The following is a 21339-nucleotide window of genomic DNA, read 5'->3' on the forward strand; positions in this document are numbered from 1 at the left end:
CCTCGCGCGTTCAGTAGGCTCCGCTGATGGCGAGCAGCCCCTCCAACTCCGGCAGATTGTCCGTCGACGACTGGATTCAGGCGGGTTTCTCCATTCTGGCCGAGGACGGTCTCGAGGCGCTCAAGATCGACCGGTTGTGCGCCCGATTGGGGGTCACGAAGGGCAGCTTTTATTGGCATTTCAAAGACATGGCCAGTTATCGCACCGCTGTCGTGCATGCGTGGGCCGAGCTTCGCGATCGGGATCGCAGCGATTTCGGCGCGCTGGCCGATCTGGCCCCCCGCGAGCGGTTGAGCAGGATGATGGCCTCGCTGACCGGACTGCGGCAATGGAACCTCGAACGGGCCATGCGCGAATGGGCCCGGACCGACCGGGCGGCTGCCGACAGCGTCCATGCCGCTGACCAGCGGGTACTGATGGCGGTGCGGCAAGCCTTTGTCGACGCCGGCTTCTCCGCGGCGGACGCCGACCTGCGGGCCAACGCGACGTTCGCAGCCGGCATCGGGTTTCTGCACATCTTCGCCGCCCCGCCCGACGAGCGGCTCACAGATCAACGGCAGCGTTTTCTGGACCTGATGCTCACACAATGACGCTTTCCATACCAAACAGTATGGTACGTTCTGCGCATGCTCTCGTCGGTCGCCTGCGCTGCGTTCACGCCGGATTTCGTCACCCGCCTGGCCGAACGGGCCGCTGAAGGCGAGCGGCTTCGGCGACTACCGCCCGACACGGTGTCCGACCCCGCTGTCGCCGCCTTCGTCGAGCTGTTGGTTCCCGCGCGCTACGGGGGCACCCAAGCGCCGTTTCGGGAGATCCTGCAACCCGTCCGCCAGATGGCACACGGGTGCGCCTCGAGCGCATGGACCATCGGGTTCTACGCCCTGCACAACTGGATGCTGGCGCTGTTCAGTGAGCAGGCGCAGGCGGAAGCCTTCGCGACCCGGCCCTTCCTCGCACCCGCCCCGCTGGCCCCGACTGGTCACGGCACCGCGTGCGACGGCGGCATGCGGTTGACGGGGCGGTGGTCGTGGGCGACGGGTGTGATGGACGGCAAGTGGATCATGGTGGGCGTGCTGCGCGAGGACCGCGACGGCATCCGGCCTGTCCTGGCGCTCCTGCCGATGGCCCACGCGCGGATCGAGGATGTCTGGCACACCGACGGGATGCGCGCGACGGGCTCCAACGACGTCGTGATCGACGACGCCTTCGTCCCCGAGCACCGCATCGTCTCGGTGGCCGACATCTACTCCGGCGCGGCCCCCGGGGCTGCGGTGCACGACTGCCCGACCTACCGCTGGCCGATGGTGCCGGCGCTGGCCCTGCTGGCCGCGATGCCCGCACTGGGCAGCGCCGAGCGCGCGACCGAGATCTATGCCGAACGCCTCGCCGAGCGCTTCCTGGCTTATGAGGGCGTCATGCAGAAGGACAAACCGATCGCCACCGCCCACCTGGGGCATGCGCAGGTGCGGCTGCGGGCGTTGCGCGCACTGGTCGCCGACACCGTCGCGCGGATCGACGAGCTCGTCGACGCGGACGAGCCGGTCGCACGTGAGGTGCGTGGCCAGGCCAGGCTCGCCGCGGCCCACGTGGTCCACGAGTCACGGTCGGTGATCGCCGACCTCCTCGGGGCATCCGGGGCGAGTGCTCATTTCCTGGACAATCCGCTGCAGCGCATCAAACGCGACGTCGACGTGATCGCCGGGCATGTGGTGTTCGACTACGACACCAGCCGAGAGCTCGCCGGAGCGCTGACAATAGGGGTGCCGATTCCGCGCACCGCAATGGTGTGAACGACCGTACCGAGCACGAAGGGGCCTGTCATGGCCGACACCGTCCGGGACCGCATCACCCGGTTCTTCCAGAAGAACGTCGCCAATCAGGTGATGAGACGAATGCCGTTCCAGACCCTGCTCGAGACGACGGGGCGCAAATCCGGTGAGCCGCGCAGGACACCGGTGGGTGGGCGGCGCGTCGGCGACTCGTTCTGGTTCGTCTCCGAATTCGGCGAGAGATCGCACTACGTGCGCAACATCATGGCCGACCCCCGGGTGCGGGTGCGGGTCAACGGACGCTGGCACCGTGGCACGGCGCACCTGCTCCCCGACGACGACACCGAGGCGCGACTGCGTGAGCTGCCGCAGTTCAACAGCATCGGGGTGCGCACCTTCGGGACCAACCACCTCACCGTCCGAGTGGACCTCATGGACTGAGGAGCCGACAACGCCATTGACCCGCAGAAAAAACAAAAGTAATTTCAGTTTTACTTTGATGGAGGAGGGTCATGGAATCGTTCGTTCACCTGCGCAAGGGGAAGACACCGCGGCGCCTGCACGCCGACCTCGACGGTCTCAAGGACGACGAACTGGGTCGCGGCGGCTTCACGGGGCGCACCGCCAACCTGTATCGCCGCCACGATCCGACCGCCTACCGCACCGTCGGACCGCTGCGGCCACTCGACGTGCTGTCCAGTGAACTGAAGCCCTCCGACGCCACCGACGCGCACGGCGCCCCCCTGCTGATGTTCTCCAACGCCGATTGTCAGGTGCTGCTGTCGCGGCGCTCCGAAGCGATGCCGTTCTTCGTCCGCCACATCGACGGCGACCTGCTGGCTTTCGTCCACGAGGGCACCGGTCGCCTCGAGACGGAGTTCGGCCCCCTGCACTACCGCAAGGGCGACTGGATCTACCTGCCCAAGGCGTGCACCTGGCGTCAGGTTCCCGCCGAACCCTCGACATGGCTGATGATCCAGGCGACCGACGAGTTCCGGGTGCCGCCCCCCGGAAACCTCGGACGCCACTTCCCGTTCGATCCGTCCCAGGTGGTCATCCCCGAGCCCCGACCCTGCGAGGACGGAGACGGACCGCACGTCGAGGGCGAATACGAAGTCCGTTTGAGGCACTCCCCCGTCGACGGCGTCGACACGACGACGCTGTACTACCAGCACCATCCCCTCGACGTCGAAGGATGGCGCGGCGACAACTTCGCGTTCACGTTCAACATCGACGACTACAACGTCGTGACCTCCGACAGCGTGCACCTGCCGCCGACGGTGCACCTGTTCATGCAGGCCACCGGGGTTTATGTGATGAACTTTCTGCCCAAACCCGCCGAAGGTGTGCCCGGCACCGAGCGCACTCCGTGGTATCACCGCAACGTGGATTTCGACGAGATCGCGTTCTTCCACGGCGGCTCGCTCTACGGGATCCCGATGCCACCGGGACTGGTGTCCCACGCGCCGCAGGGCGTCCACCACGGCGCCCCGGAGAAGGCGCGGGAACGGGCGCGCCGCAAGTTCGACGAGTTCCACTCCGTGGATTGGCAGGTGATCGCCATCGACACACGTCGCCGCCTGATCCCGTCAGCGGAGATCCTGGCCAACGACGTCGGGCAGCACTGATGAGCGCTTGCGCGAAGAAGCGACAAACCTGATGAGCGCTTGCGCGAAGAAGCGAGGAACCTGATGAGCGCCCCCACCACCGAGCGTCCCGCTCCGGCCAGACACGATTACGACCGGATCCCGTATCTGGTTGCCTATCAGAACAACTCAGCAGTACGAGACGTCTACGGCGGTATCGCCGAGCTGGTGGTGCTGGAGAGCTATCTGCTCAAACCCCGGCACCGCGCGTCGGACACCGTGCTGGTGTTCATGCACCCGATCGGAGGCGGCGCGTACCTGCCCATGATCAATGCGCTCGCCCGCGCCGGGCACCACGTCATCTACTGCAACAGCCGGTTCCGGGGCACCGACTCCGCGTTGCTGATGGAGAAAGTGGTCGAAGACCTCGGCGAATGCATCCGAGACGCCAAGGAACGCCTGGGCTACACCAAGGTCGTTCTGGCGGGCTGGAGCGGCGGCGGCTCGCTGTCGGCGTTCTACCAGCAGCAGGCGCAGCGGCCGACCGTCACGGCCAGCCCGTCGGGTGACGGCCCTGACCTGACTCAACTCGGTCTGATCCCCGCCGACGGGATCATGCTGCTCGCGGCGCACATCAGCAGACACGGAACCATGACCGAGTGGTTGGATGCGTCGATCCTCGACGAGTCCGATCCCACCAGACGTGACCCGGAGCTGGACCTGTACGACCCGGCCAACCCCAACCAGCCGCCCTACACGGCGGAGTTCCTGGAGCGCTACCGCTCCGCCCAGATCGCACGCAACCGGCGGATCACCGGCTGGGTCAAGGACAAACTGGCCGAGCTGCGGACGGCCGGTCCTCCGCAGGACGAGTTCGCGTTCGTGGTGCACGGCACGATGGCCGATCCCCGCTGGCTGGATCCGCTGGTCGATCCCAACGAACGCACACCGGGAACCTGCTATCTGGGTGATCCTCGAGTGGTGAACATGAGTCCGGTCGGCCTCGCCAGATTCTGCACGCTGCGCAGCTGGCTCTCGCAGTGGAGCTACGACGACGCACACGGCGACGCCGTCAAGTGCGGCCCGGACATCGCGGTTCCGGCGCTGGTGATCGGCAACCTCGCCGACGATGCCTGTACACCCAGCCACACCCGCCGGATCTTCGAGGCGATCGGCCACGACGACAAGGAGATGTTCGAGATCCCCGGCGCCAACCACTATTACGCCGGCGCCGACCAGCGCGACAAGCTGCGCCAAGCGGTCGGGATCGTCACCGACTGGCTCGTGCGGCACCAGTTCGCGAGGCCGCAGTGAGCGCAATGTCGCCGCCCACCGGTCCGCTCGATGGGATCAGGGTCCTCGAGGTCGGCACCCTGATCTCCGGACCGTTCGCCGGCCGCCTGCTCGGCGACATGGGCGCCGAGGTCATCAAGATCGAGCCACCGGGGGCGCCGGATCCGCTGCGCACCTGGGGTCAGGCCGAACTGGACGGTCATCACTTCTTCTGGACGGTGCACGCGCGCAACAAGAAGGCGGTCACGCTCGACCTCCGGGTGCCCCGTGGCCGGGACCTGTTCCTCGAGCTGGTCGAGAAATCCGACATCGTCGTCGAGAACTTCCGCCCGGGAACGCTCGAAAAATGGGGCCTGGGTTACGACGTGCTGCGCGAACGCAACCGCGGCATCATCCTGGTCCGGGTATCCGGATACGGCCAGACCGGACCCGACGCGCACAAGGCCGGCTACGCCTCGGTCGCCGAGGCGGCCAGCGGCTTGCGTCACATGAACGGCTTCCCCGGCGGGCCGCCGCCACGGCTGGCGCTGTCGCTCGGCGACAGCCTCGCCGGAATGTTCGCCGCGCAGGGCGCTTTGGCGGCGCTGTACCGGCGCACGGTGACCGGCGACGGGCAGGTGGTCGACGCGGCGCTGACCGAAGCATGCCTGGCCGTGCAGGAATCGACCATCCCCGACTACGACGTCGGCGGTGTCGTGCGGGGGCCGTCCGGTACTCGGCTGGAAGGTATCGCGCCGTCGAACATCTACCCCACCGCCGACGGCAGCTGGGTGGTCATCGCCGCCAACCAGGACACCGTCTTCCGCCGCCTGTGCCAGGCAATGGGACAACCCGAGCTGGCCGCCGACGAGCGGTTCGCCGATCACGGTGCGCGCGGGCGCAACCAGGACGAACTGGACAAGATCATCGGCGCCTGGGCCGGCAGCCGGGAGCCGGGTGACATCATCGCCACGCTGTCTCAGGCCGGCGTGATCGCCGGACCGATCAACACCGTCGCCGAAGTGGTCGAAGATCCCCAACTGCTGGCTCGCGGCATGATCGCCGACCACTGGGACGAACGCATCGGTCGAAACGTCAAGGGCCCCGGCGTCATACCGGTGTTGACCGAGACGCCCGGCACGATCCGCCGAGCCGGCTCAGCTCATCCCGGCCAGCACAACGACGAGATCTTCGGTGATCTGCTCGGCCACACCGAGGCCGAGTTGCACCAGCTGCGAACGGAGGGCGTGCTGTGAGTCAACGCGCGGAGTTACCCGTCCACGTCGACATCCGCGATGTGTCCCTGCGGGACGGCCTGCAGATCGAGCGGCCCATCCCGCTGGCCGCCAAACTGGAACTGCTCGCCGCGGTGGCGGCCACCGGGGTGCGGGAGATGGAGGCGACGGCGTTCGTCTCCCCGTCGAAGGTGCCCGCTCTGGCGGATGCCGCCGAGCTCGCCGCCGAGCTGCCACAGTTCCCCGACATCGAATTCTCCGCGCTGGTGGCCAGCCCCAACGGGGCCAAACGAGCGATCGCGGCCGGATTGGGCTCCATCGAGTACGTCGTCTCCGCGGCCGACGGACACAGCCGCGCCAACGTCGGTCGCTCATCGGCGGAGGCGACCGCACAGATCCCTGAGATCGTCGCGATCGCCCACGACAGCGATGTCGCCGTCGAGGTCATCATCGCGACCGCCTGGGACTGCCCCTTCGACGGACCGACACCCCCTCAACGGGTACTCGACGTCATCTCTGCGGCGGTCGACGCCGGCGCCGACCGCCTGGCCATCGCCGACACCATCGGCACGGCCACTCCCCGCCGGGTCGCCGACTTGATCGACACGCTGCGCCCGCGCATCGCCGAGGTCCCCCTGGGCGCACACTTCCACAACACCCGCGGCGCCGGCCTGGCCAGCGCGTACGCCGCCGTCAGCGCCGGCGTCACCCGGCTCGACGCCTCGATCGGCGGCCTCGGCGGATGCCCGTTCGCGCCGGGGGCCAGCGGCAACATCGCCACCGAAGACCTCGCATACCTGTTGCGTGACAGCGGCGTTCACGTCGACGTGGACCTCGACGCAGCGATCACAGCCGCCCAGGTAGCGCAGCGGGCGGTCGGCCACGAACTGCCGAGCGCCTTGCTGCGAGCCGGCGACCGGATCCTGGACTGAACACGGTGCCCGATCCGGGGAACCTCAGCGCGAAGGGACGCCAGACCCGGGAGGCGATCGCGCAGGCGGCCCGCACACTGTTCGCCGAGCGTGGCTTTCACGGGACCACTCTCGGCGACATCACCTCGGCGGCCGGCAAATCGCCGGCGGTGTTCTACCGGTACTTCACCGACAAGGAGGATCTGCTCGCCGCGCTGGCCGAGTCATTCCTGCACGACGTCGTCACACCGTCGGGGTTGCGCCTCGCGTTGCCCACCTCAGCCGACGACGACGCGTTCTTCACCACGGTGGTGTCGGGATACTGGACGATGTTCACAGAGAACATCGGCATCATGATCGCCGTGGCGCAGCTCGCAGCCACGCAGTCGCGTTTCGCCGAGGTACAGAACGAGTTCCGCCGATTCGGAATGGACATCATCGCGGCTTCGGTGCGACGCGCCCAGGAGCAGGGCTACGGAGGCGAGTTGAATCCGGAGTGGACCGCCGCGGCGATCGCCCTGCTGTTCGAGAACTTCACGACCGTCGTCGCCGGCAACTCGGAGCTGGGGCTGGACATCGACGACGAGAACGCCATCGCGACGCTGTCGCGCATCTGGAAGAAAACACTGTACGGGTGTTGAACTGCAAGGGCATCGCACTCTAAGAACAACGAGGAGTCAACGTGGATTTCAGCCTTCCCGACCATCTCCCCGGCGTACTCGCCGACATGGACGAGTTCATCGAGGTGGAGATCAAACCGCTCGAGCGTGAGCACATCCAGTACTTCGACCACCGCCGCGAGCACGCCCGCACCGATTGGGACAACGGCGGGGTTCCCCGGCGGGAGTGGGAGGAGCTGCTCGGCGAGATGCGCCGCCGTGCCGACGCTGCCGGCTGGCTACGCTACGGACTCCCGTCGCAATTCGGTGGGCGCGACGGCAGCAACATCGACATGGCGATCATCCGCGAGCATCTGGCCCACAAGGGCCTCGGGCTGCACAACGACCTGCAGGACGAGTCCTCGATCGTCGGCAACTTTCCCCAGGTCATCATGATGGACCGGTTCGGCACCGACGCGCAGAGGAAGGAGTGGACCGAAGCGCTGATCACCGGTGAGCGCTCGATGGCGTTCGGCCTGACCGAGCCGAACCACGGCTCGGATGCCACGTGGCTGGAGACCCGCGCCGAGCGCGACGGCGACGGGTGGATCATCAACGGCACCAAGCGGTTCAACACCGGCGTCCACCGAGCCACCCATGACCTGGTGTTCGCGCGCACCTCGGGCGAGCCCGGTCAGGCCCGGGGCATCACCGCCTTTCTGGTACCGACCGACGCCCCGGGCTTCTCGGTGCCCTATTACTGGTGGACGTTCAACATGCCCACCGACCACGGCGAGGTCGAACTCGACAACGTCCGGGTCCCCGCCGACGCGGTTCTCGGCGAACTCGACCGCGGCCTCGAGGTCGGTCAGACGTTTCTGCACGAGAACAGGATCCGGCAGGCCGCCAGCAGCCTGGGAGCGGCCCAGTACTGCATCGACCGCGCCGTCGCCTACGCCGGTGAACGCTCGGTCTTCGGAAAGCCGTTGGCGGTCAACCAGGCCGTGCAGTGGCCGCTGGTCGAACTACAGACCGAGGCGCAGATGGTGCGGCTGCTCGTCTACTACGCCGCCAGCCACCTCGACGCGAACCATCACATGGAAGTGTCGGACAAGGTGTCGATGGCGAACTACCGGGCCAACCGCCTCGTGTGTGAAGCCGCCGACCGGGCCATGCAGGTGTTCGGCGGGGTGGGCTACAGCCGCCACGAACCGTTCGAGCACATCTATCGCCACCACCGCCGCTATCGGATCACCGAGGGCGCCGAGGAGATCCAGATCCGCCGGGTGGCGCAGCGGCTCTTCGGGTTCGGGCGAGCAGCCAGGTGAGCCACGACCTGGCCGCAAGCCTGCAACAAGTCCTCGCGCCTGCGCTCGGCGAGGTCGAGGTCTCAGATCTGCAGCGGCTCACCGGTGGCGCGAGCCGAACGACGTGGGCGTTCTCGACCAGCTCCGCCGACGCCCCCGCTCTCATCCTGCGGACCGGCCCACCCGACGACATGCACGCCTCGATGGAACTGGAAGCCGCAGTCCAGCAGCGCGCCGCCGCAGCCGGCGCTCCGGTTCCGCGCATCCTGGCCGCCGACAATTCTGCTGCCGCGCTGGGCAACCCGTATCTGATCTGTGCAGCCGTCTCCGGGGAGACGATCGTGCGCCGCATCTACCGCGGCCTCGACGACGTCCGCCGCGCACGACTGCTGCGGCAGTGCGCGCAGGCGCTGGCCGCCGTTCACCGCGCGGACTTCGACGGCATCGGGCTGAGCCGTGTCGATGAACTCACCGACTGGCGTCAACGACTCGACGAGATGGGCGACACGACCGCGACGTTCGAATGGACGTTCCGAGAGCTCGAGAAGAGCCGGCCCGCCCCCTCGCCGACGAGGTTGGTGCACGGAGACTTCCGGATGGGCAACCTCATCGTCGACGATTCGGGTCTTGCGGCGGTGCTGGATTGGGAGCTGACGCACCTCGGCGAGGTGTACGAAGATCTGGCCTGGTTCTGCGTGCGGGCGTGGCGCTTCGGTGCGCCCTCGTCCCTCGGCGCCGGCGGGCTCGGCGGCGTCGAGACGTTCCTGGTGTCCTACGAAGAAGCCGCCGGCACCGCGGTGGACCGGGACACGTTCCGGTGGTGGCTGGCAGTGGCCACGTTGCGCTGGGGTGTGATCTGCCGCTACCAGGCCGAGCGGCACCTGTCCGGACAGACGAAGTCGGTGGAGCTCGCCGCGATCGGCCGACGGGTCAGCGAGACCGAATGGGACCTTCTCGACCTGCTGACCGGAGGGGGTCCGCGATGAGCGCGTCGCTGTCGGGGCGACCCACCGCCGCGGAGCTGGTCGGCGCCGTCGCCGACTTTCTCGATGCCGAGGTACGCGACGCCTGCTCGGGGTCGGTGGGTTTCCACGTCCGGGTGGCGGTGAACGTGCTGCGCACGGTGCAGCGTGAGCTGAGCGGCGAGAACGCCGGACCGGTGCGTGATGCGCTGGCAGAACTGGGCTTCACCGACGAGGCGGCGCTGGCCGATGCGATCCGCGCGGGGCGGATGGACGACCGGGGCGACGAGGTTGTCGCCGTCTTGCAGCTGCTGGTTCGCCACCGCCTGTCGTTCGACCACCCCGGCTACGCCGACGCGGACTGACCCGATCACAGGCGCCGGATGCGGGCCAGCCACGCCGGTTCGTCCACCGTGCTGCCGAGGGGCAGATCGAGCATGTCGGCATGAAGGTCGGTCACGACGCCGCGGTAGCTGGTCGTGCTGAGCTCCTCGACCACCCAGCCGTCACGGAACGCGTCGCGGATCGTCGCTTCCGCCACCTGGGGACCGAACCCGCGCCCGGCGTCGGACAGAGCCAGCAGGTGCACGACCGACCCCGGTCGGGTCGCCTCCTGCAGGCTCGTGACGTAGCGCGCTCGGTCGGCGTCGTCGAACACGTGGAACAACGCCGAGTCGATGATGGTGTCGTAGGTGGGCTCGGCGCCGAGGTTCAACGCGTCGGCCACGTCGAAGCGCGCCGCCACGCCCTTTGCTGCGGCGTTGCGTCTGGCTTGGTCCACCGCTGTGGGGGCGCCGTCGAGGCCGACGACGTCATGTCCGGCGCCGGCCAGCAGGATGGTGTGCTCGCCGGTTCCGCATCCGATGTCGAGCACCCGCCCGCCGATCTGCCCGGCGTCGGCGAGCGCGACGACGGCGGGTTGGGGCTCGCCGATCACCCACGGTGGTGTCCGGTGCTTGTAGAACTCGTCGAATCGGGACAGTGTGGGGCTCTGATCCATGCCTGCCAGTGTTCAACCTGAACGGGAGTTGAGGTCAAGCGTCATGTCAACCACCGGTGAACCCGCCGTCCTAGGACTCGCCGAGCAGCTGTTCGGCGCCATCGAACGCAGCGACGTCGCCGCGGTGACGCAGCTGTTCGGTACCGATGTGCGGGTGTGGAAGAGCGGTGACCGTCGGGACAACGACCGCGACCGCTCGCTGCGGATCATCAGCTGGTTCATCGACAGCACCGTCGAGCGGCGCTATCAGATCCTCGACCGCCAGCTGTTCCCCGGCGGCTTCGTCCAGCAGCACATCCTGCACGCCACCACCCACCGCGGCGGCGTCCTCGCGATGCGGGTGTGCATCGTCATCAAGATCGACGCAGATGGTCTGATCAGCCGCATCGACGAGTATTTCGATCCGGCCGAGCTTGCGCCGCTGGTACGGGATTCAGCCTGAGGACGCCCCGCCGGGCGGGCACGGCGGTCAGGCAGCCGTTTCGGCAGACGCCGTGCTCACCCGCGGCTACCATCACGCGCATGGCAGTGCCGTCCCGCGGGCCCTCCGGGCCGCCGCTGCGGATTCTGGTCTACAGCGACAACCCGCGAATCCGGGAGCAGGTTCGCCTCGCACTCGGCAAACGCATACACCCTGAACTGCCTGAGCTGACCTATCTCGACGTCGCCACCGGCCCGATGGTGGTTCGGCACATGGACGCCGGCGGCATCGACCTCGCCATCCTGGACGGGGAGGCCACCCCGGTCGGCGGCATGGGCATCGCCAAGCAACTCAAGGACGAGCTTGCCGACTGCCCGCCCGTGCTGGTGCTGACGGGCCGGCCCGACGACGCCTGGCTGGCCCGGTGGTCGCGCGCCGAAGCAGCCGTCCCGCACCCCATCGACCCGATCCGGTTGGGTGACGCGGTGGCGGCGCTTCTGCGGACCACGGCCTGACCGCAAACCGCGACTCGACCGCGCGTGGAACAGGTGACCCAGCCGCGCGCAGACAGAGGTGCGCCCGGGCGTGGAACATGCGGCCCAGCCGGGCGTCGAACACGCCGCCCAGCCGCGCCGAATTCGGGACCTGCCCGCGCACTGAACATGAAAGTGACTGGCCCACTTACCTATTCGAGACAAGGAGGCATCGCCGAAGGGCGCCAATAGCGATACTAACCAAAATGAGTGGCAGGCATCCGAAACAGGGCTACGCTGTGGGCTAGCTCACATCGACAGCCCCGAGGAGCGCCTGCGCAGTATGAGCCTGTACACGCCGATACTGGTGCTTGGTGCGATAGCCGCTGTCTTCGCCGTGGGGTCGGTAGGCATTGCCCTGCTCATCGGACCCAAGCGGTACAACCGCGCGAAGCTCGAGGCTTACGAGTGCGGCATCGAGCCGATGGCCACGTCCTCGCCTGCGGCGGCCGGGCAACTGCGGAGCGGCGCCGGCGGAGCGACCCAGCAGAAGATGCCGATCAAGTACTACCTGACCGCGATGTTGTTCATCATTTTCGACATCGAGATCGTGTTCCTCTACCCGTGGGCGGTGGCGTTCGACGATCTGGGCGCCTTCGGCGTCGTCGCGGTGGGCCTGTTTCTGTTCAACGTCTCGGTGGCGTACGCCTACGAGTGGCGGCGCGGAGGGCTGGTATGGGACTAGAGGAACAACTGCCCGGCGGCATCCTGCTGTCGACCGTGGAGAAGGTCGCCGGATACGTGCGCAAAGGGTCGCTGTGGCCGGCGACGTTCGGCCTGGCTTGCTGCGCAATCGAGATGATGGCCACCGCCGGGCCGCGCTTCGACATCTCCCGGTTCGGCATGGAACGCTTCTCGGCGACGCCGAGGCAGGCCGATCTGATGATCGTGGCCGGGCGGGTCAGCCAGAAGATGGCGCCGGTGCTGCGCCAGATCTACGACCAGATGGCCGAGCCCAAATGGGTGCTGGCCATGGGGGTCTGCGCATCCTCGGGTGGGATGTTCAACAACTACGCGGTCGTCCAGGGCGTCGACCATGTGGTTCCGGTCGACATCTACCTTCCCGGGTGCCCACCGCGGCCGGAGATGCTGCTGCACGCCATTCTGAAACTCCACGACAAGATCCAGCAGATGCCGCTGGGCGTCAATCGCGAGGAGGCGATCCGGGAAGCCGAGCAGGCCGCGCTGGCGATACCGCCGACCATCGAGCTGAAGGGGCTGCTCAGGTGAGCGGCGAGGACAGCGGTGAAACCCGGCCGGAGGTCATCGGCGTGCGCCGCGGCATGTTCGGGGCCCGAGGAAGCGGCGACACGTCGGGTTATGGACGTCTGGTGCGACCGGTGGCCCTGCCCGGCGGCTCACCGCGTCCCTACGGGGGCTACTTCGACGACGTCGTCGACACACTGGGCGCTGCGCTGGAGGCGACGGTGCCGCTCTCCGATGCCGTCGAGCGGGTGGTGGTCCACCGCGACCAGCTGACTCTGGAGATCCGCCGCGAGCACCTCGTCACAGTGGCCCAGCAGCTACGCGACCATCCCGATCTGCGATTCGAGCTGTGCCTGGGTGTCAGCGGTGTGCACTACCCCGACGACGAGGGACGTGAGTTGCACGCCGTCTACCCGTTGCGCTCCATCACGCACAACCGCCGGATCTGCCTCGAGGTGACGGCACCCGACTCCGACCCGCACATCCCGTCGCTGTACGGGGTGTATCCGACCACCGACTGGCACGAACGCGAAACCTATGACTTCTTCGGCGTCATCTTCGACGGCCATCCCTCTTTGACGCGCATCGAGATGCCCGACGACTGGGTGGGACACCCCCAACGCAAGGACTACCCGCTGGGCGGCATACCGGTGGAGTACCACGGAGCCGAGATTCCTCCGCCCGACGAGCGGAGGGCTTACAACTGATGACCACATCGAAGAACCCACCCGAGCGGGTGGTCGTCGTCGGCGGTCAAGATTGGGATCAGGTCGTCACCGCGGCGAGGCAGAACGCCGGGGAGCACGCCGGCGAGCGTCTGGTCGTCAACATGGGCCCCCAGCATCCGTCCACACACGGCGTGCTGCGCCTGATCCTGGAGATCGAGGGCGAGACGATCGTCGAGGCACGTTGCGGGATCGGGTATCTGCACACCGGCATCGAGAAGAACCTGGAGTACCGCACCTGGACGCAGGGCGTGACGTTCGTGACCCGAATGGACTATCTGTCACCGTTTTTCAACGAGACCGCCTACTGCCTGGGGGTGGAGGCGCTGCTGGGCATCACCGACGCGATCCCGGAGCGCGCTTCGGTGATCCGCGTGATGTTGATGGAGCTCAACCGGATCTCCAGCCACCTGGTGGCACTGGCCACCGGCGGCATGGAGTTGGGCGCCATGACCGCGATGTTCCTCGGGTTCCGCGAACGCGAGCTCGTCCTGTCGATCTTCGAGACGATCACCGGGCTGCGGATGAACCACGCCTACATCCGTCCCGGTGGGGTGGCAGTCGATCTTCCGGTCGAGGCGCTGCCGCAGCTGCACGAACTGATGGACCTGCTGCCCAGACGCCTGCGCGATCTCGAGGACCTACTCAACGAGAACTACATCTGGAAGGCCCGTACCCAAGGTGTCGGCTACCTCGACCTGACCGGCTGCATGGCGCTGGGGGTGACCGGCCCGGTTCTGCGATCCACCGGACTGCCCCACGACCTGCGTAAGTCACAACCCTATTGTGGTTACGAGACATACGATTTCGACGTCATCACCGATGACCGCTGCGACGCCTACGGGCGGTACCTGATCCGGGTCAAGGAGATGCGCGAGTCGTTACGCATCGTCGAGCAGTGCATTCAGCGACTCGAACAGAGCAGCGGTGCACCCGTGATGATCACCGACAAGAAGCTCGCGTGGCCCGCCGACCTCAAACTCGGACCGGACGGGTTGGGCAACTCCGCCGAGCACATCGCCAAGATCATGGGTCACTCGATGGAGGGGCTGATCCACCATTTCAAGATCGTCACCGAGGGAATACGGGTGCCGGCGGGTCAGGTCTACGTCGCGGTGGAATCGCCGCGCGGGGAACTCGGTGTCCACATGGTTTCCGATGGCGGCACCCGACCGTACCGGGTGCACTACCGGGATCCCTCGTTCACCAATCTCCAGGCGGTGGCGGCGATGTGCGAGGGCGGACTCGTTGCCGACGCGATTTCGGCGGTGGCGTCGATCGACCCGGTGATGGGCGGGGTGGACAGGTGACTATCTTTCTCGAACTCGGCCAGCAGCCTGACGAGCCCGGCCCGCCGATCCACGGCCCCGCCCGCTATCCGGACGAGGTGACCACTCGGCTACGCGCAGATGCGGCGACCGTGATCGGCCGCTACCCCCATCCACGCTCGGCCCTGCTGCCGTTGCTGCATCTGGTGCAGGCCGAAGACGGCTGTCTGACCCCGGCCGGAATCGCCTTCTGCGCCGCCGAACTGGGGCTGACCGACGCCGAGGTCACCGCGGTGGCGACGTTCTACTCGATGTACCGGCGCACCCCCACCGGCGACTACCTGGTCGGGGTGTGCACCAACACGTTGTGCGCCATCATGGGTGGTGACGCGATCCTGGAGACGCTCACCGACCACCTCGGCGTCCGCCCAGGCGAGACCACCGACGACGGCGTCGTCACCCTCGAGCACGTCGAGTGCAACGCGGCGTGCGACTACGCACCCGTGGTGATGGTCAACTGGGAGTTCTTCGACAACCAGACCCCGTCGTCCGCCCGTGACCTCGTCGACGCCCTGCGCTCGGGCAACCCGCCCGTACCCTCGCGCAGCCCAGCACTGTGCACGTTCCGCGAAACCGCGAGAACTCTTGCGGGCCTGTCTCACTCCGGGAGTCCGGACACCGCGGCGCCCGCCGGCCCGGCCACCCTGGCCGGCCTGCGCTGCGCTCACGAACGCGGGATGGCTGCACCGCCGCCCGACCGGCCGGCGACCGACAGCGTGTCCGGCGACCCCGGAAGTGATCAAGCCGAAGCCGCCGAAGCGGTGCGGGATCAGCCGGCGCCCGCGCCGTCCGCCGACGTGCCGGCCCGACCGGCCACGCCCGAGACCGATCCGAAGGCGGCCGACTCGCAGTGACTGCACACACCCCCCTCACGCCCGTGCTGAGCCGGTTCTGGGATGACCCCGAGCCGTGGTCGTTGCAGACCTATCTGCGCCACGGCGGCTACCAGGCGCTGCAGCGCGCCATGGCGATGAGTCCCGACGACGTCATCACCACCGTCAAAGACGCGGGCCTGCGCGGCCGCGGCGGCGCAGGGTTTCCCACCGGCACCAAGTGGTCCTTCATCCCGCAGGTGCGCAGCCCGCGGACCGACCAGAAGGCCCCCGGCCAGGAGGACGCCGCCGCCAAGCCGCACTACCTGGTGATCAACGCCGACGAATCCGAACCCGGCACCTGCAAAGACATCCCGCTGATGTTGACCACCCCGCACTTCCTCATCGAGGGTGCCATCATCGCGGCGTATGCCATCCGGGCACACCACGCGTTCATCTATGTGCGCGGCGAGGTGGTACCGGTACTGCGACGTCTGCAGGAGGCGGTGGCCGAGGCCTACGCCGCCGGTCACCTGGGCACCGATATCCACGGGTCGGGGTTCGACCTGGAACTCGTCGTGCACGCCGGTGCGGGGGCCTATATCTGCGGTGAGGAGACCGCGCTCCTGGACTCGCTCGAAGGGCGCCGCGGGCAACCTCGGCTACGGCCGCCGTTCCCCGCGGTGGCCGGCCTGTACGCCTGTCCGACGGTGGTCAACAATGTCGAATCCATCGCCAGCGTGCCGCCGATTCTGCTCCACGGTGTCGACTGGTTCCGGTCGATGGGCTCGGACAAATCACCCGGTTTCACGCTCTATTCGCTGTCGGGGCACGTGACCAACCCCGGGCAGTACGAGGCGCCACTGGGTATCACGCTGCGCGAACTGCTCGACTACGCCGGCGGTGTGCGTGCCGGACACCGGCTGAAGTTCTGGACCCCGGGCGGGTCGTCGACACCGCTGCTGACCGACGAACATCTCGACGTACCACTGGATTACGAGGGGATGGCCGGCGCTGGGTCGATGCTGGGCACCAAGGCGCTGCAGATCTTCGACGAGACCACGTGCGTGGTTCGCGCGGTGCGCCGCTGGACACAGTTCTACGCACACGAGTCCTGTGGCAAGTGCACCCCGTGCCGCGAAGGCACCTTCTGGTTGGCACAGATCTACCGGCGCCTCGAGGAAGGCGCCGGCACCGAAGCCGACCTGGACAAGCTCCTCGACATCTCCGACGCCATCCTGGGCAAATCTTTCTGCGCGCTCGGAGACGGTGCGGCCAGCCCGATCATCTCGTCGCTGAAGTATTTTCGCGCCGAGTACGAGACCCACCTCGACGGGGGTTGTCCCTTCGACCCGCACGCCTCCATGCTGTCCGCGCCGGAAGGGGTCGGGGTATGACGCTCGCCGAACACAGCCACGACGCACCGCCGGTCGAGATGGTGACGTTGACGATCGACGGCACCGAAGTAAGCGTGCCCAAGGGCACGTTGGTGATCCGGGCCGCCGAACTCATGGGAGTGCAGATACCGAGGTTCTGCGATCATCCGCTGCTCGAGCCGGTCGGCGCCTGCCGTCAGTGTCTGGTGGACGTCGAGGGCCAGCGAAAGCCGCTGGCCTCGTGCACCACCACCGTCGCCCCCGACATGGTGGTGCGCACCCAGTTCACGTCCGAGGCCGCCGACCGGGCGCAGCAGGGTGTGATGGAGCTGCTGCTGATCAACCACCCCCTGGACTGTCCGGTGTGCGACAAAGGCGGTGAGTGCCCGCTGCAGAATCAGGCGATGTCCAACGGCCGCGCGGAAACCCGGTTCGAGGACGTCAAACGGACGTTCCCGAAGCCGATCGCGGTCTCGTCACAGGTGCTGCTGGACCGCGAGCGCTGCGTGCTGTGCGCCCGATGCACCCGTTTCTCCGACCAGATCGCCGGGGACCGCTTCATCGACCTGCTCGAGCGCGGCGCGCAGCAACAGGTCGGTATCGCGCCCGGAGAGCCGTTCCAGTCGTACTTCTCGGGCAACACCGTGCAGATCTGCCCGGTGGGCGCACTGACCGGGACCGCCTACCGGTTCCGGGCCCGGCCGTTCGACCTGGTGTCCAGCCCGAGTGTGTGCGAACACTGTTCCTCGGGCTGTGCGCAGCGCACCGACCACCGGCGCGGCGCGGTGCTGCGCCGACTGGCCGGCGACGACCCCGAGGTCAACGAGGAGTGGAACTGCGACAAGGGCCGATGGGCGTTCACCTACACCGGTGTGGGCGATCGCCTCACCACTCCACTGGTGCGCGACGGCGGCGAACTGCGGGCCGCCTCCTGGTCCGAGGCGCTCGGCGTCGCTGCCGCAGGTCTGGCGTCGGCACGGGGACGAACAGGCGTGCTCGTCGGCGGCAGAACCACCGTCGAGGACGCCTACGCGTACGCCAAATTCAGCCGCATCGTGCTGAACAGCAACGATATCGACTTCCGAGCGCGACCGCACAGCCACGAGGAGGCCGAGTTCCTGGCCCACCATGTCGCCGGGTCGCCGATGACGGTCACCTACTCCGACGTGGAGAAGGCCCCCGCCGTGCTCCTCGCCGGGTTCGAACCGGAAGAGGAGTCACCGATCGTGTTCCTGCGGCTGCGGAAAGCCTTGCGGCGCAATGCTCTCCGGGTCTTGTCGATCGCCCCGTTCGCGTCCCGGGGTCTCGAGAAGCTGGCCGGAACCTTGATCAGCGCACGTCCCGGCGAAGAGGCGGGCGCGTTGTCCGAGCTCGAGCGCGACGAGCTGCTCTCGATGCCCGGAGCGCTCATCCTGGTCGGTGAACGCCTCGCGACGTCGCCGGGCGCCCTGTCGGCGGCCGGCCGGCTCGCTGAGTCCACCGGCGCGCGACTGGCCTGGGTCCCGCGCCGCGCCGGGGAGCGCGGCGCACTGGAAGCCGGCGCGCTGCCGAACCTGTTGCCGGGGGGGCGACCTGTGGCCGATGAGCGAGCCCGCGCCGCCACAGCAGCGGCGTGGGGCGTGGACCGTCTGCCCGACACCGTGGGGCGCGACACCGAAGCCATTCTGGCCGCCGCCCGCGCCAGCGAACTTCAGGCACTGTTGGTCGGCGGTGTCGAACTCGCCGACCTACCCGATCCCGCGGCAGCGCTGGCCGCGGTCCAGGCCGCGCCGTTCGTCGTCAGCCTGGAGCTCCGGGAAAGCGACATCACGCAGCGCGCCGACGTGGTGTTCCCCGTCGCGCCGGCCGTGGAGAAGACCGGCTCGTACCTCAACTGGGAGGGCCGCCGGCGTCGCTTCGAGGCGGCACTGCGCACCAACGCGATCCCCGACTCGCGGGTGCTGAACTTCCTGGCCGACGAGGTCGGAGTCGACCTCGGACTGCCCACTGCCGACGCCGCCGACGCCGATCGGGCCCGCCTGGGTCTGTGGTCCGGGCAGCGGGTGGCGGCACCGCAGATCTCCCCCGAACCGGCTCGCCCGCATGCGGGTCAGGTGGTGTTGGCCGGATGGCGGATGCTGCTCGATGCCGGTCGCCTGCAGGACGGTGAGCCGCACCTCGCGGGCACAGCCCGACCGGCTGTGGCACGACTGTCCGCCGCGACGGCCAGTGACGTGGGCGTCGCCGCCGGTGAGCCGGTGACCGTCAGCACCGAACGTGGCGCGGTGACACTTCCCGTCGAGATCACCGACATGGTCGATGGGGTGGTGTGGCTGCCACTGAACTCCGCGGGCAGCGCCGTTCACGCCACCCTCGGGGTGACCGTCGGCCAACCGGTGGCGATCGCGCGGGTGACGCAATGACCTATATAAACGCGGCGACCTATCCACACGCGGCGACCTATCCACACGCGGCGACCTATCCACACGCGGCGACCTATCCAGATCCGGCCTTGTTCGGTCACGATCCCTGGTGGTTGATCCTTGCCAAGGCGCTCGGTGTGTTCGCGTTCCTGGTGCTGACGGTGTTGTCGGCAATCTTGATCGAGCGCAAGCTACTCGGCCGCATGCAGATGAGGTTCGGGCCTAACCGGGTCGGTCCGCACGGGTTGCTGCAGTCGCTGGCCGACGGGATCAAGCTTGCCCTGAAGGAGGGACTCGTACCCGCCGGGGTGGACAAGTGGATCTATCTTGCCGCGCCGGTCATCTCGGTGATCCCGGCGTTCATGGCGTTCGCGGTGATCCCGTTGGGCGGTGAGGTGTCGATATTCGGTCACCGCACCGCCTTGCAGTTGACCGACCTGCCGGTCGCGGTGCTCTACATCCTGGCGGTGACGTCCATCGGGGTGTACGGAATCGTGCTGGCAGGCTGGGCCTCCGGCTCGGTGTATCCACTGCTCGGCGGACTGCGGTCGTCGGCTCAGGTGGTCTCCTACGAGATCGCGATGGCGCTGTCCTTCGCGACGGTGTTCATCTACTCGGGCACGATGTCCACCTCGGGCATCGTGGCGGCGCAGGATCGCACCTGGTTCGTCTTCCTGCTGCTGCCCTCGTTCGTGGTGTATTTGACGTCGATGGTCGGCGAGACCAACCGTGCGCCTTTCGATCTGCCCGAAGCCGAAGGTGAGCTGGTCGGCGGGTTCCACACCGAGTACTCGTCGCTGAAGTTCGCGATGTTCATGTTGGCCGAGTACGTCAACATGACCACCGTATCGGCGCTGGCCACCACCCTCTTCCTCGGCGGATGGCGGGCGCCGTGGCCGCTGAGCATCTGGGAAGGGGCGAACGCCGGGTGGTGGCCGCTGTTGTGGTTCACCGCGAAGGTATGGCTGTTCCTGTTCATCTTCATGTGGCTGCGTGCGACGCTGCCCCGACTGCGTTACGACCAGTTCATGGTGCTGGGATGGAAATTGCTCATCCCGGTGGCGCTGGGCTGGATCATGATCGTCGCCGTCATCCATACGCTGGTCGAGCCCGGCGTGCGGGACTGGGTGACCGCGCTGGTGGGGGTCGCCGGGTTGGCCGTCATGGTGGTGCTCCTCAACATCCGCAGCAACCCGCGGACCGAGAGCCCGCCCCCGGCGCCCGCAACCCCGGCCGCCGGGGCGCAGGCCGGCGCCTTCCCGGTGCCTCCCCTGCCGGCGGCGCACACGACCAAGGAGCAATCACATGCCTAAATTCCTCGATGCGCTTGCAGGATTCGCCGTCACGTTCGGGTCGATGTTCAAGAAGCCGATCACCGAGGAGTATCCGGAAAAGCCCGGCCGGGTGGCCCGGCGCTACCACGGACGGCACCAACTCAACCGCTACGCCGACGGCCTGGAGAAGTGCATCGGCTGCGAACTCTGCGCCTGGGCCTGCCCGGCAGACGCCATCTACGTCGAGGGCGCCGACAACACCGACGCCGAACGGTATTCCCCCGGCGAGCGTTACGGGCGCGTCTATCAGATCAACTACTTGAGGTGCATCGGCTGCGGCCTGTGCATCGAGGCCTGCCCTACCCGGGCGCTGACGATGACCAACGACTACGAGATGGCCGATGACAATCGCGCGGACCTGATCTACGGCAAGGACAAGTTGTTGGCGCCGCTCGAGCCGGGGATGCAGCAACCGCCGCACCCGATGGCCCCGGGCAGCACCGATGAGGACTATTACCTCGGCAACATCACCCGTCAGAGCACCGCACACCGACGGGACAGCAATGGCGCCGCGCACGTAACGGACAACAATGGCGTCACGCACGTAACGGACAACAATGG

General features: G+C 67.7%; 22 protein-coding genes and 1 pseudogene. 22 read left to right on the top strand and 1 reads right to left on the bottom strand.

Translation table 11 applies throughout. The annotated features are described in order from the left end of the window. Positions 1–26 precede the first annotated feature (26 nt). From ACEWX3_RS20045 to ACEWX3_RS20095, 11 genes are all read left to right on the top strand, one after another. Positions 27–590 carry a TetR/AcrR family transcriptional regulator gene (locus tag ACEWX3_RS20045; RefSeq protein ID WP_207068906.1) on the top strand — a complete coding sequence of 188 codons (564 nt, stop codon included), beginning with the start codon at positions 27–29 and terminating at the stop codon, positions 588–590. A gap of 36 nt (positions 591–626) precedes the next feature. Continuing rightward, a complete protein-coding gene (locus ACEWX3_RS20050; protein WP_374157461.1) occupies positions 627–1790 on the top strand; it encodes an acyl-CoA dehydrogenase in 1164 nt (387 codons plus the stop codon). Between the two features lie 30 nt (positions 1791–1820). Beyond that, positions 1821–2210, top strand: a complete 390-nt coding sequence (locus ACEWX3_RS20055; protein WP_374157462.1) for a nitroreductase/quinone reductase family protein — start codon at positions 1821–1823, stop codon at positions 2208–2210. 71 nt (positions 2211–2281) lie between these two features. Next, positions 2282–3397 carry a homogentisate 1,2-dioxygenase gene (locus ACEWX3_RS20060; protein WP_374157463.1) on the top strand — a complete coding sequence of 372 codons (1116 nt, stop codon included), beginning with the start codon at positions 2282–2284 and terminating at the stop codon, positions 3395–3397. A gap of 63 nt (positions 3398–3460) precedes the next feature. Continuing rightward, positions 3461–4669 carry an alpha/beta fold hydrolase gene (locus ACEWX3_RS20065; protein WP_374157464.1) on the top strand — a complete coding sequence of 403 codons (1209 nt, stop codon included), beginning with the start codon at positions 3461–3463 and terminating at the stop codon, positions 4667–4669. Between the two features lie 5 nt (positions 4670–4674). Next, entirely contained in the window at positions 4675–5883 is a 1209-nt protein-coding gene (locus ACEWX3_RS20070; protein WP_374157465.1) for a CaiB/BaiF CoA transferase family protein, read from the top strand. Then, complete coding sequence (locus tag ACEWX3_RS20075) at positions 5880–6794, top strand: hydroxymethylglutaryl-CoA lyase (RefSeq protein WP_374157466.1); 915 nt, start codon at positions 5880–5882, stop codon at positions 6792–6794. The genes ACEWX3_RS20070 and ACEWX3_RS20075 overlap by 4 nt, the downstream gene beginning before the upstream one ends. Before the next feature lie 5 nt (positions 6795–6799). Beyond that, positions 6800–7414, top strand: a complete 615-nt coding sequence (locus ACEWX3_RS20080; protein ID WP_207068912.1) for a TetR/AcrR family transcriptional regulator — start codon at positions 6800–6802, stop codon at positions 7412–7414. A gap of 41 nt (positions 7415–7455) precedes the next feature. Beyond that, the gene (locus ACEWX3_RS20085) at positions 7456–8700 is read left to right on the top strand and encodes an acyl-CoA dehydrogenase family protein (RefSeq protein ID WP_207068913.1); all 1245 of its coding nucleotides are present in this window, start codon (positions 7456–7458) and stop codon (positions 8698–8700) included. Continuing rightward, entirely contained in the window at positions 8697–9665 is a 969-nt protein-coding gene (locus ACEWX3_RS20090) for a phosphotransferase family protein (protein WP_286183659.1), read from the top strand. Before ACEWX3_RS20085 ends, ACEWX3_RS20090 begins: the two co-directional genes overlap by 4 nt. After that, positions 9662–10006, top strand: a complete 345-nt coding sequence (locus tag ACEWX3_RS20095; protein WP_207068914.1) for a DUF6285 domain-containing protein — start codon at positions 9662–9664, stop codon at positions 10004–10006. The genes ACEWX3_RS20090 and ACEWX3_RS20095 overlap by 4 nt, the downstream gene beginning before the upstream one ends. A 5-nt stretch (positions 10007–10011) precedes the next feature. Here the strand turns inward: ACEWX3_RS20095 and ACEWX3_RS20100 are convergent, their stop codons facing one another. Then, positions 10012–10641 (bottom strand): class I SAM-dependent methyltransferase, encoded by a 630-nt coding sequence (locus ACEWX3_RS20100; protein WP_374157467.1) that lies wholly within the window; start codon positions 10639–10641, stop codon positions 10012–10014. A 43-nt stretch (positions 10642–10684) separates the two neighbouring features. Here ACEWX3_RS20100 and ACEWX3_RS20105 point away from each other — a divergent pair, with 43 nt between their 5' ends. The 11 genes and pseudogenes from ACEWX3_RS20105 to nuoI form a co-directional block, all read left to right on the top strand. Further along, entirely contained in the window at positions 10685–11083 is a 399-nt protein-coding gene (locus ACEWX3_RS20105) for a DUF4440 domain-containing protein (RefSeq protein ID WP_207068916.1), read from the top strand. A gap of 80 nt (positions 11084–11163) precedes the next feature. Beyond that, positions 11164–11577 (top strand): hypothetical protein, encoded by a 414-nt coding sequence (locus ACEWX3_RS20110; protein WP_374157468.1) that lies wholly within the window; start codon positions 11164–11166, stop codon positions 11575–11577. Positions 11578–11878: 301 nt separating this feature from the next. Beyond that, positions 11879–12280, top strand: a complete 402-nt coding sequence (locus ACEWX3_RS20115) for an NADH-quinone oxidoreductase subunit A (RefSeq protein ID WP_152516344.1) — start codon at positions 11879–11881, stop codon at positions 12278–12280. Continuing rightward, positions 12271–12825: an NADH-quinone oxidoreductase subunit B family protein gene (locus ACEWX3_RS20120; protein ID WP_152516343.1), complete on the top strand. Its 555-nt coding sequence runs from the start codon at positions 12271–12273 to the stop codon at positions 12823–12825. The genes ACEWX3_RS20115 and ACEWX3_RS20120 overlap by 10 nt, the downstream gene beginning before the upstream one ends. Further along, on the top strand, positions 12822–13508 hold the full coding sequence (locus tag ACEWX3_RS20125) for an NADH-quinone oxidoreductase subunit C (RefSeq protein ID WP_207068918.1): 687 nt from the start codon (positions 12822–12824) through the stop codon (positions 13506–13508). Before ACEWX3_RS20120 ends, ACEWX3_RS20125 begins: the two co-directional genes overlap by 4 nt. Then, positions 13508–14836 carry an NADH dehydrogenase (quinone) subunit D gene (nuoD, locus tag ACEWX3_RS20130; RefSeq protein WP_207068919.1) on the top strand — a complete coding sequence of 443 codons (1329 nt, stop codon included), beginning with the start codon at positions 13508–13510 and terminating at the stop codon, positions 14834–14836. Before ACEWX3_RS20125 ends, nuoD begins: the two co-directional genes overlap by 1 nt. Beyond that, positions 14833–15708, top strand: a complete 876-nt coding sequence (gene nuoE / locus ACEWX3_RS20135; protein WP_221348629.1) for an NADH-quinone oxidoreductase subunit NuoE — start codon at positions 14833–14835, stop codon at positions 15706–15708. The genes nuoD and nuoE overlap by 4 nt, the downstream gene beginning before the upstream one ends. Next, on the top strand, positions 15705–17063 hold the full coding sequence (gene nuoF, locus ACEWX3_RS20140) for an NADH-quinone oxidoreductase subunit NuoF (protein WP_221348631.1): 1359 nt from the start codon (positions 15705–15707) through the stop codon (positions 17061–17063). Before nuoE ends, nuoF begins: the two co-directional genes overlap by 4 nt. Continuing rightward, positions 17060–19444 (top strand): NADH-quinone oxidoreductase subunit G, encoded by a 2385-nt coding sequence (locus ACEWX3_RS20145; RefSeq protein ID WP_374157469.1) that lies wholly within the window; start codon positions 17060–17062, stop codon positions 19442–19444. Before nuoF ends, ACEWX3_RS20145 begins: the two co-directional genes overlap by 4 nt. Next, on the top strand, positions 19441–20757 hold the full coding sequence (gene nuoH, locus ACEWX3_RS20150) for an NADH-quinone oxidoreductase subunit NuoH (RefSeq protein ID WP_374157470.1): 1317 nt from the start codon (positions 19441–19443) through the stop codon (positions 20755–20757). Before ACEWX3_RS20145 ends, nuoH begins: the two co-directional genes overlap by 4 nt. After that, positions 20750–21250, top strand: a pseudogene (gene nuoI / locus ACEWX3_RS20155) (NADH-quinone oxidoreductase subunit NuoI); the annotation flags it as partial. The gene nuoH and the pseudogene nuoI, both read left to right, overlap by 8 nt. Positions 21251–21339: the final 89 nt, after the last annotated feature.

This window comes from Mycobacterium sp. G7A2 (assembly GCF_041902445.1).
In the GTDB taxonomy this organism is placed as follows: Bacteria; Actinomycetota; Actinomycetes; order Mycobacteriales; family Mycobacteriaceae; genus Mycobacterium.

Coding starts and splice junctions, on each gene's coding strand:
- ACEWX3_RS20045 (WP_207068906.1), top strand. CDS start 27: ATGGCGAGCAGCCCCTCCAACTCCGGCAGATTGTCCGTCGACGACTGG.
- ACEWX3_RS20050 (WP_374157461.1), top strand. CDS start 627: ATGCTCTCGTCGGTCGCCTGCGCTGCGTTCACGCCGGATTTCGTCACC.
- ACEWX3_RS20055 (WP_374157462.1), top strand. CDS start 1,821: ATGGCCGACACCGTCCGGGACCGCATCACCCGGTTCTTCCAGAAGAAC.
- ACEWX3_RS20060 (WP_374157463.1), top strand. CDS start 2,282: ATGGAATCGTTCGTTCACCTGCGCAAGGGGAAGACACCGCGGCGCCTG.
- ACEWX3_RS20065 (WP_374157464.1), top strand. CDS start 3,461: ATGAGCGCCCCCACCACCGAGCGTCCCGCTCCGGCCAGACACGATTAC.
- ACEWX3_RS20070 (WP_374157465.1), top strand. CDS start 4,675: ATGTCGCCGCCCACCGGTCCGCTCGATGGGATCAGGGTCCTCGAGGTC.
- ACEWX3_RS20095 (WP_207068914.1), top strand. CDS start 9,662: ATGAGCGCGTCGCTGTCGGGGCGACCCACCGCCGCGGAGCTGGTCGGC.
- ACEWX3_RS20100 (WP_374157467.1), bottom strand. CDS start 10,641: ATGGATCAGAGCCCCACACTGTCCCGATTCGACGAGTTCTACAAGCAC.
- ACEWX3_RS20105 (WP_207068916.1), top strand. CDS start 10,685: ATGTCAACCACCGGTGAACCCGCCGTCCTAGGACTCGCCGAGCAGCTG.
- ACEWX3_RS20110 (WP_374157468.1), top strand. CDS start 11,164: ATGGCAGTGCCGTCCCGCGGGCCCTCCGGGCCGCCGCTGCGGATTCTG.
- ACEWX3_RS20115 (WP_152516344.1), top strand. CDS start 11,879: ATGAGCCTGTACACGCCGATACTGGTGCTTGGTGCGATAGCCGCTGTC.
- ACEWX3_RS20120 (WP_152516343.1), top strand. CDS start 12,271: ATGGGACTAGAGGAACAACTGCCCGGCGGCATCCTGCTGTCGACCGTG.
- nuoD (WP_207068919.1), top strand. CDS start 13,508: ATGACCACATCGAAGAACCCACCCGAGCGGGTGGTCGTCGTCGGCGGT.
- ACEWX3_RS20145 (WP_374157469.1), top strand. CDS start 17,060: ATGACGCTCGCCGAACACAGCCACGACGCACCGCCGGTCGAGATGGTG.
- nuoH (WP_374157470.1), top strand. CDS start 19,441: ATGACCTATATAAACGCGGCGACCTATCCACACGCGGCGACCTATCCA.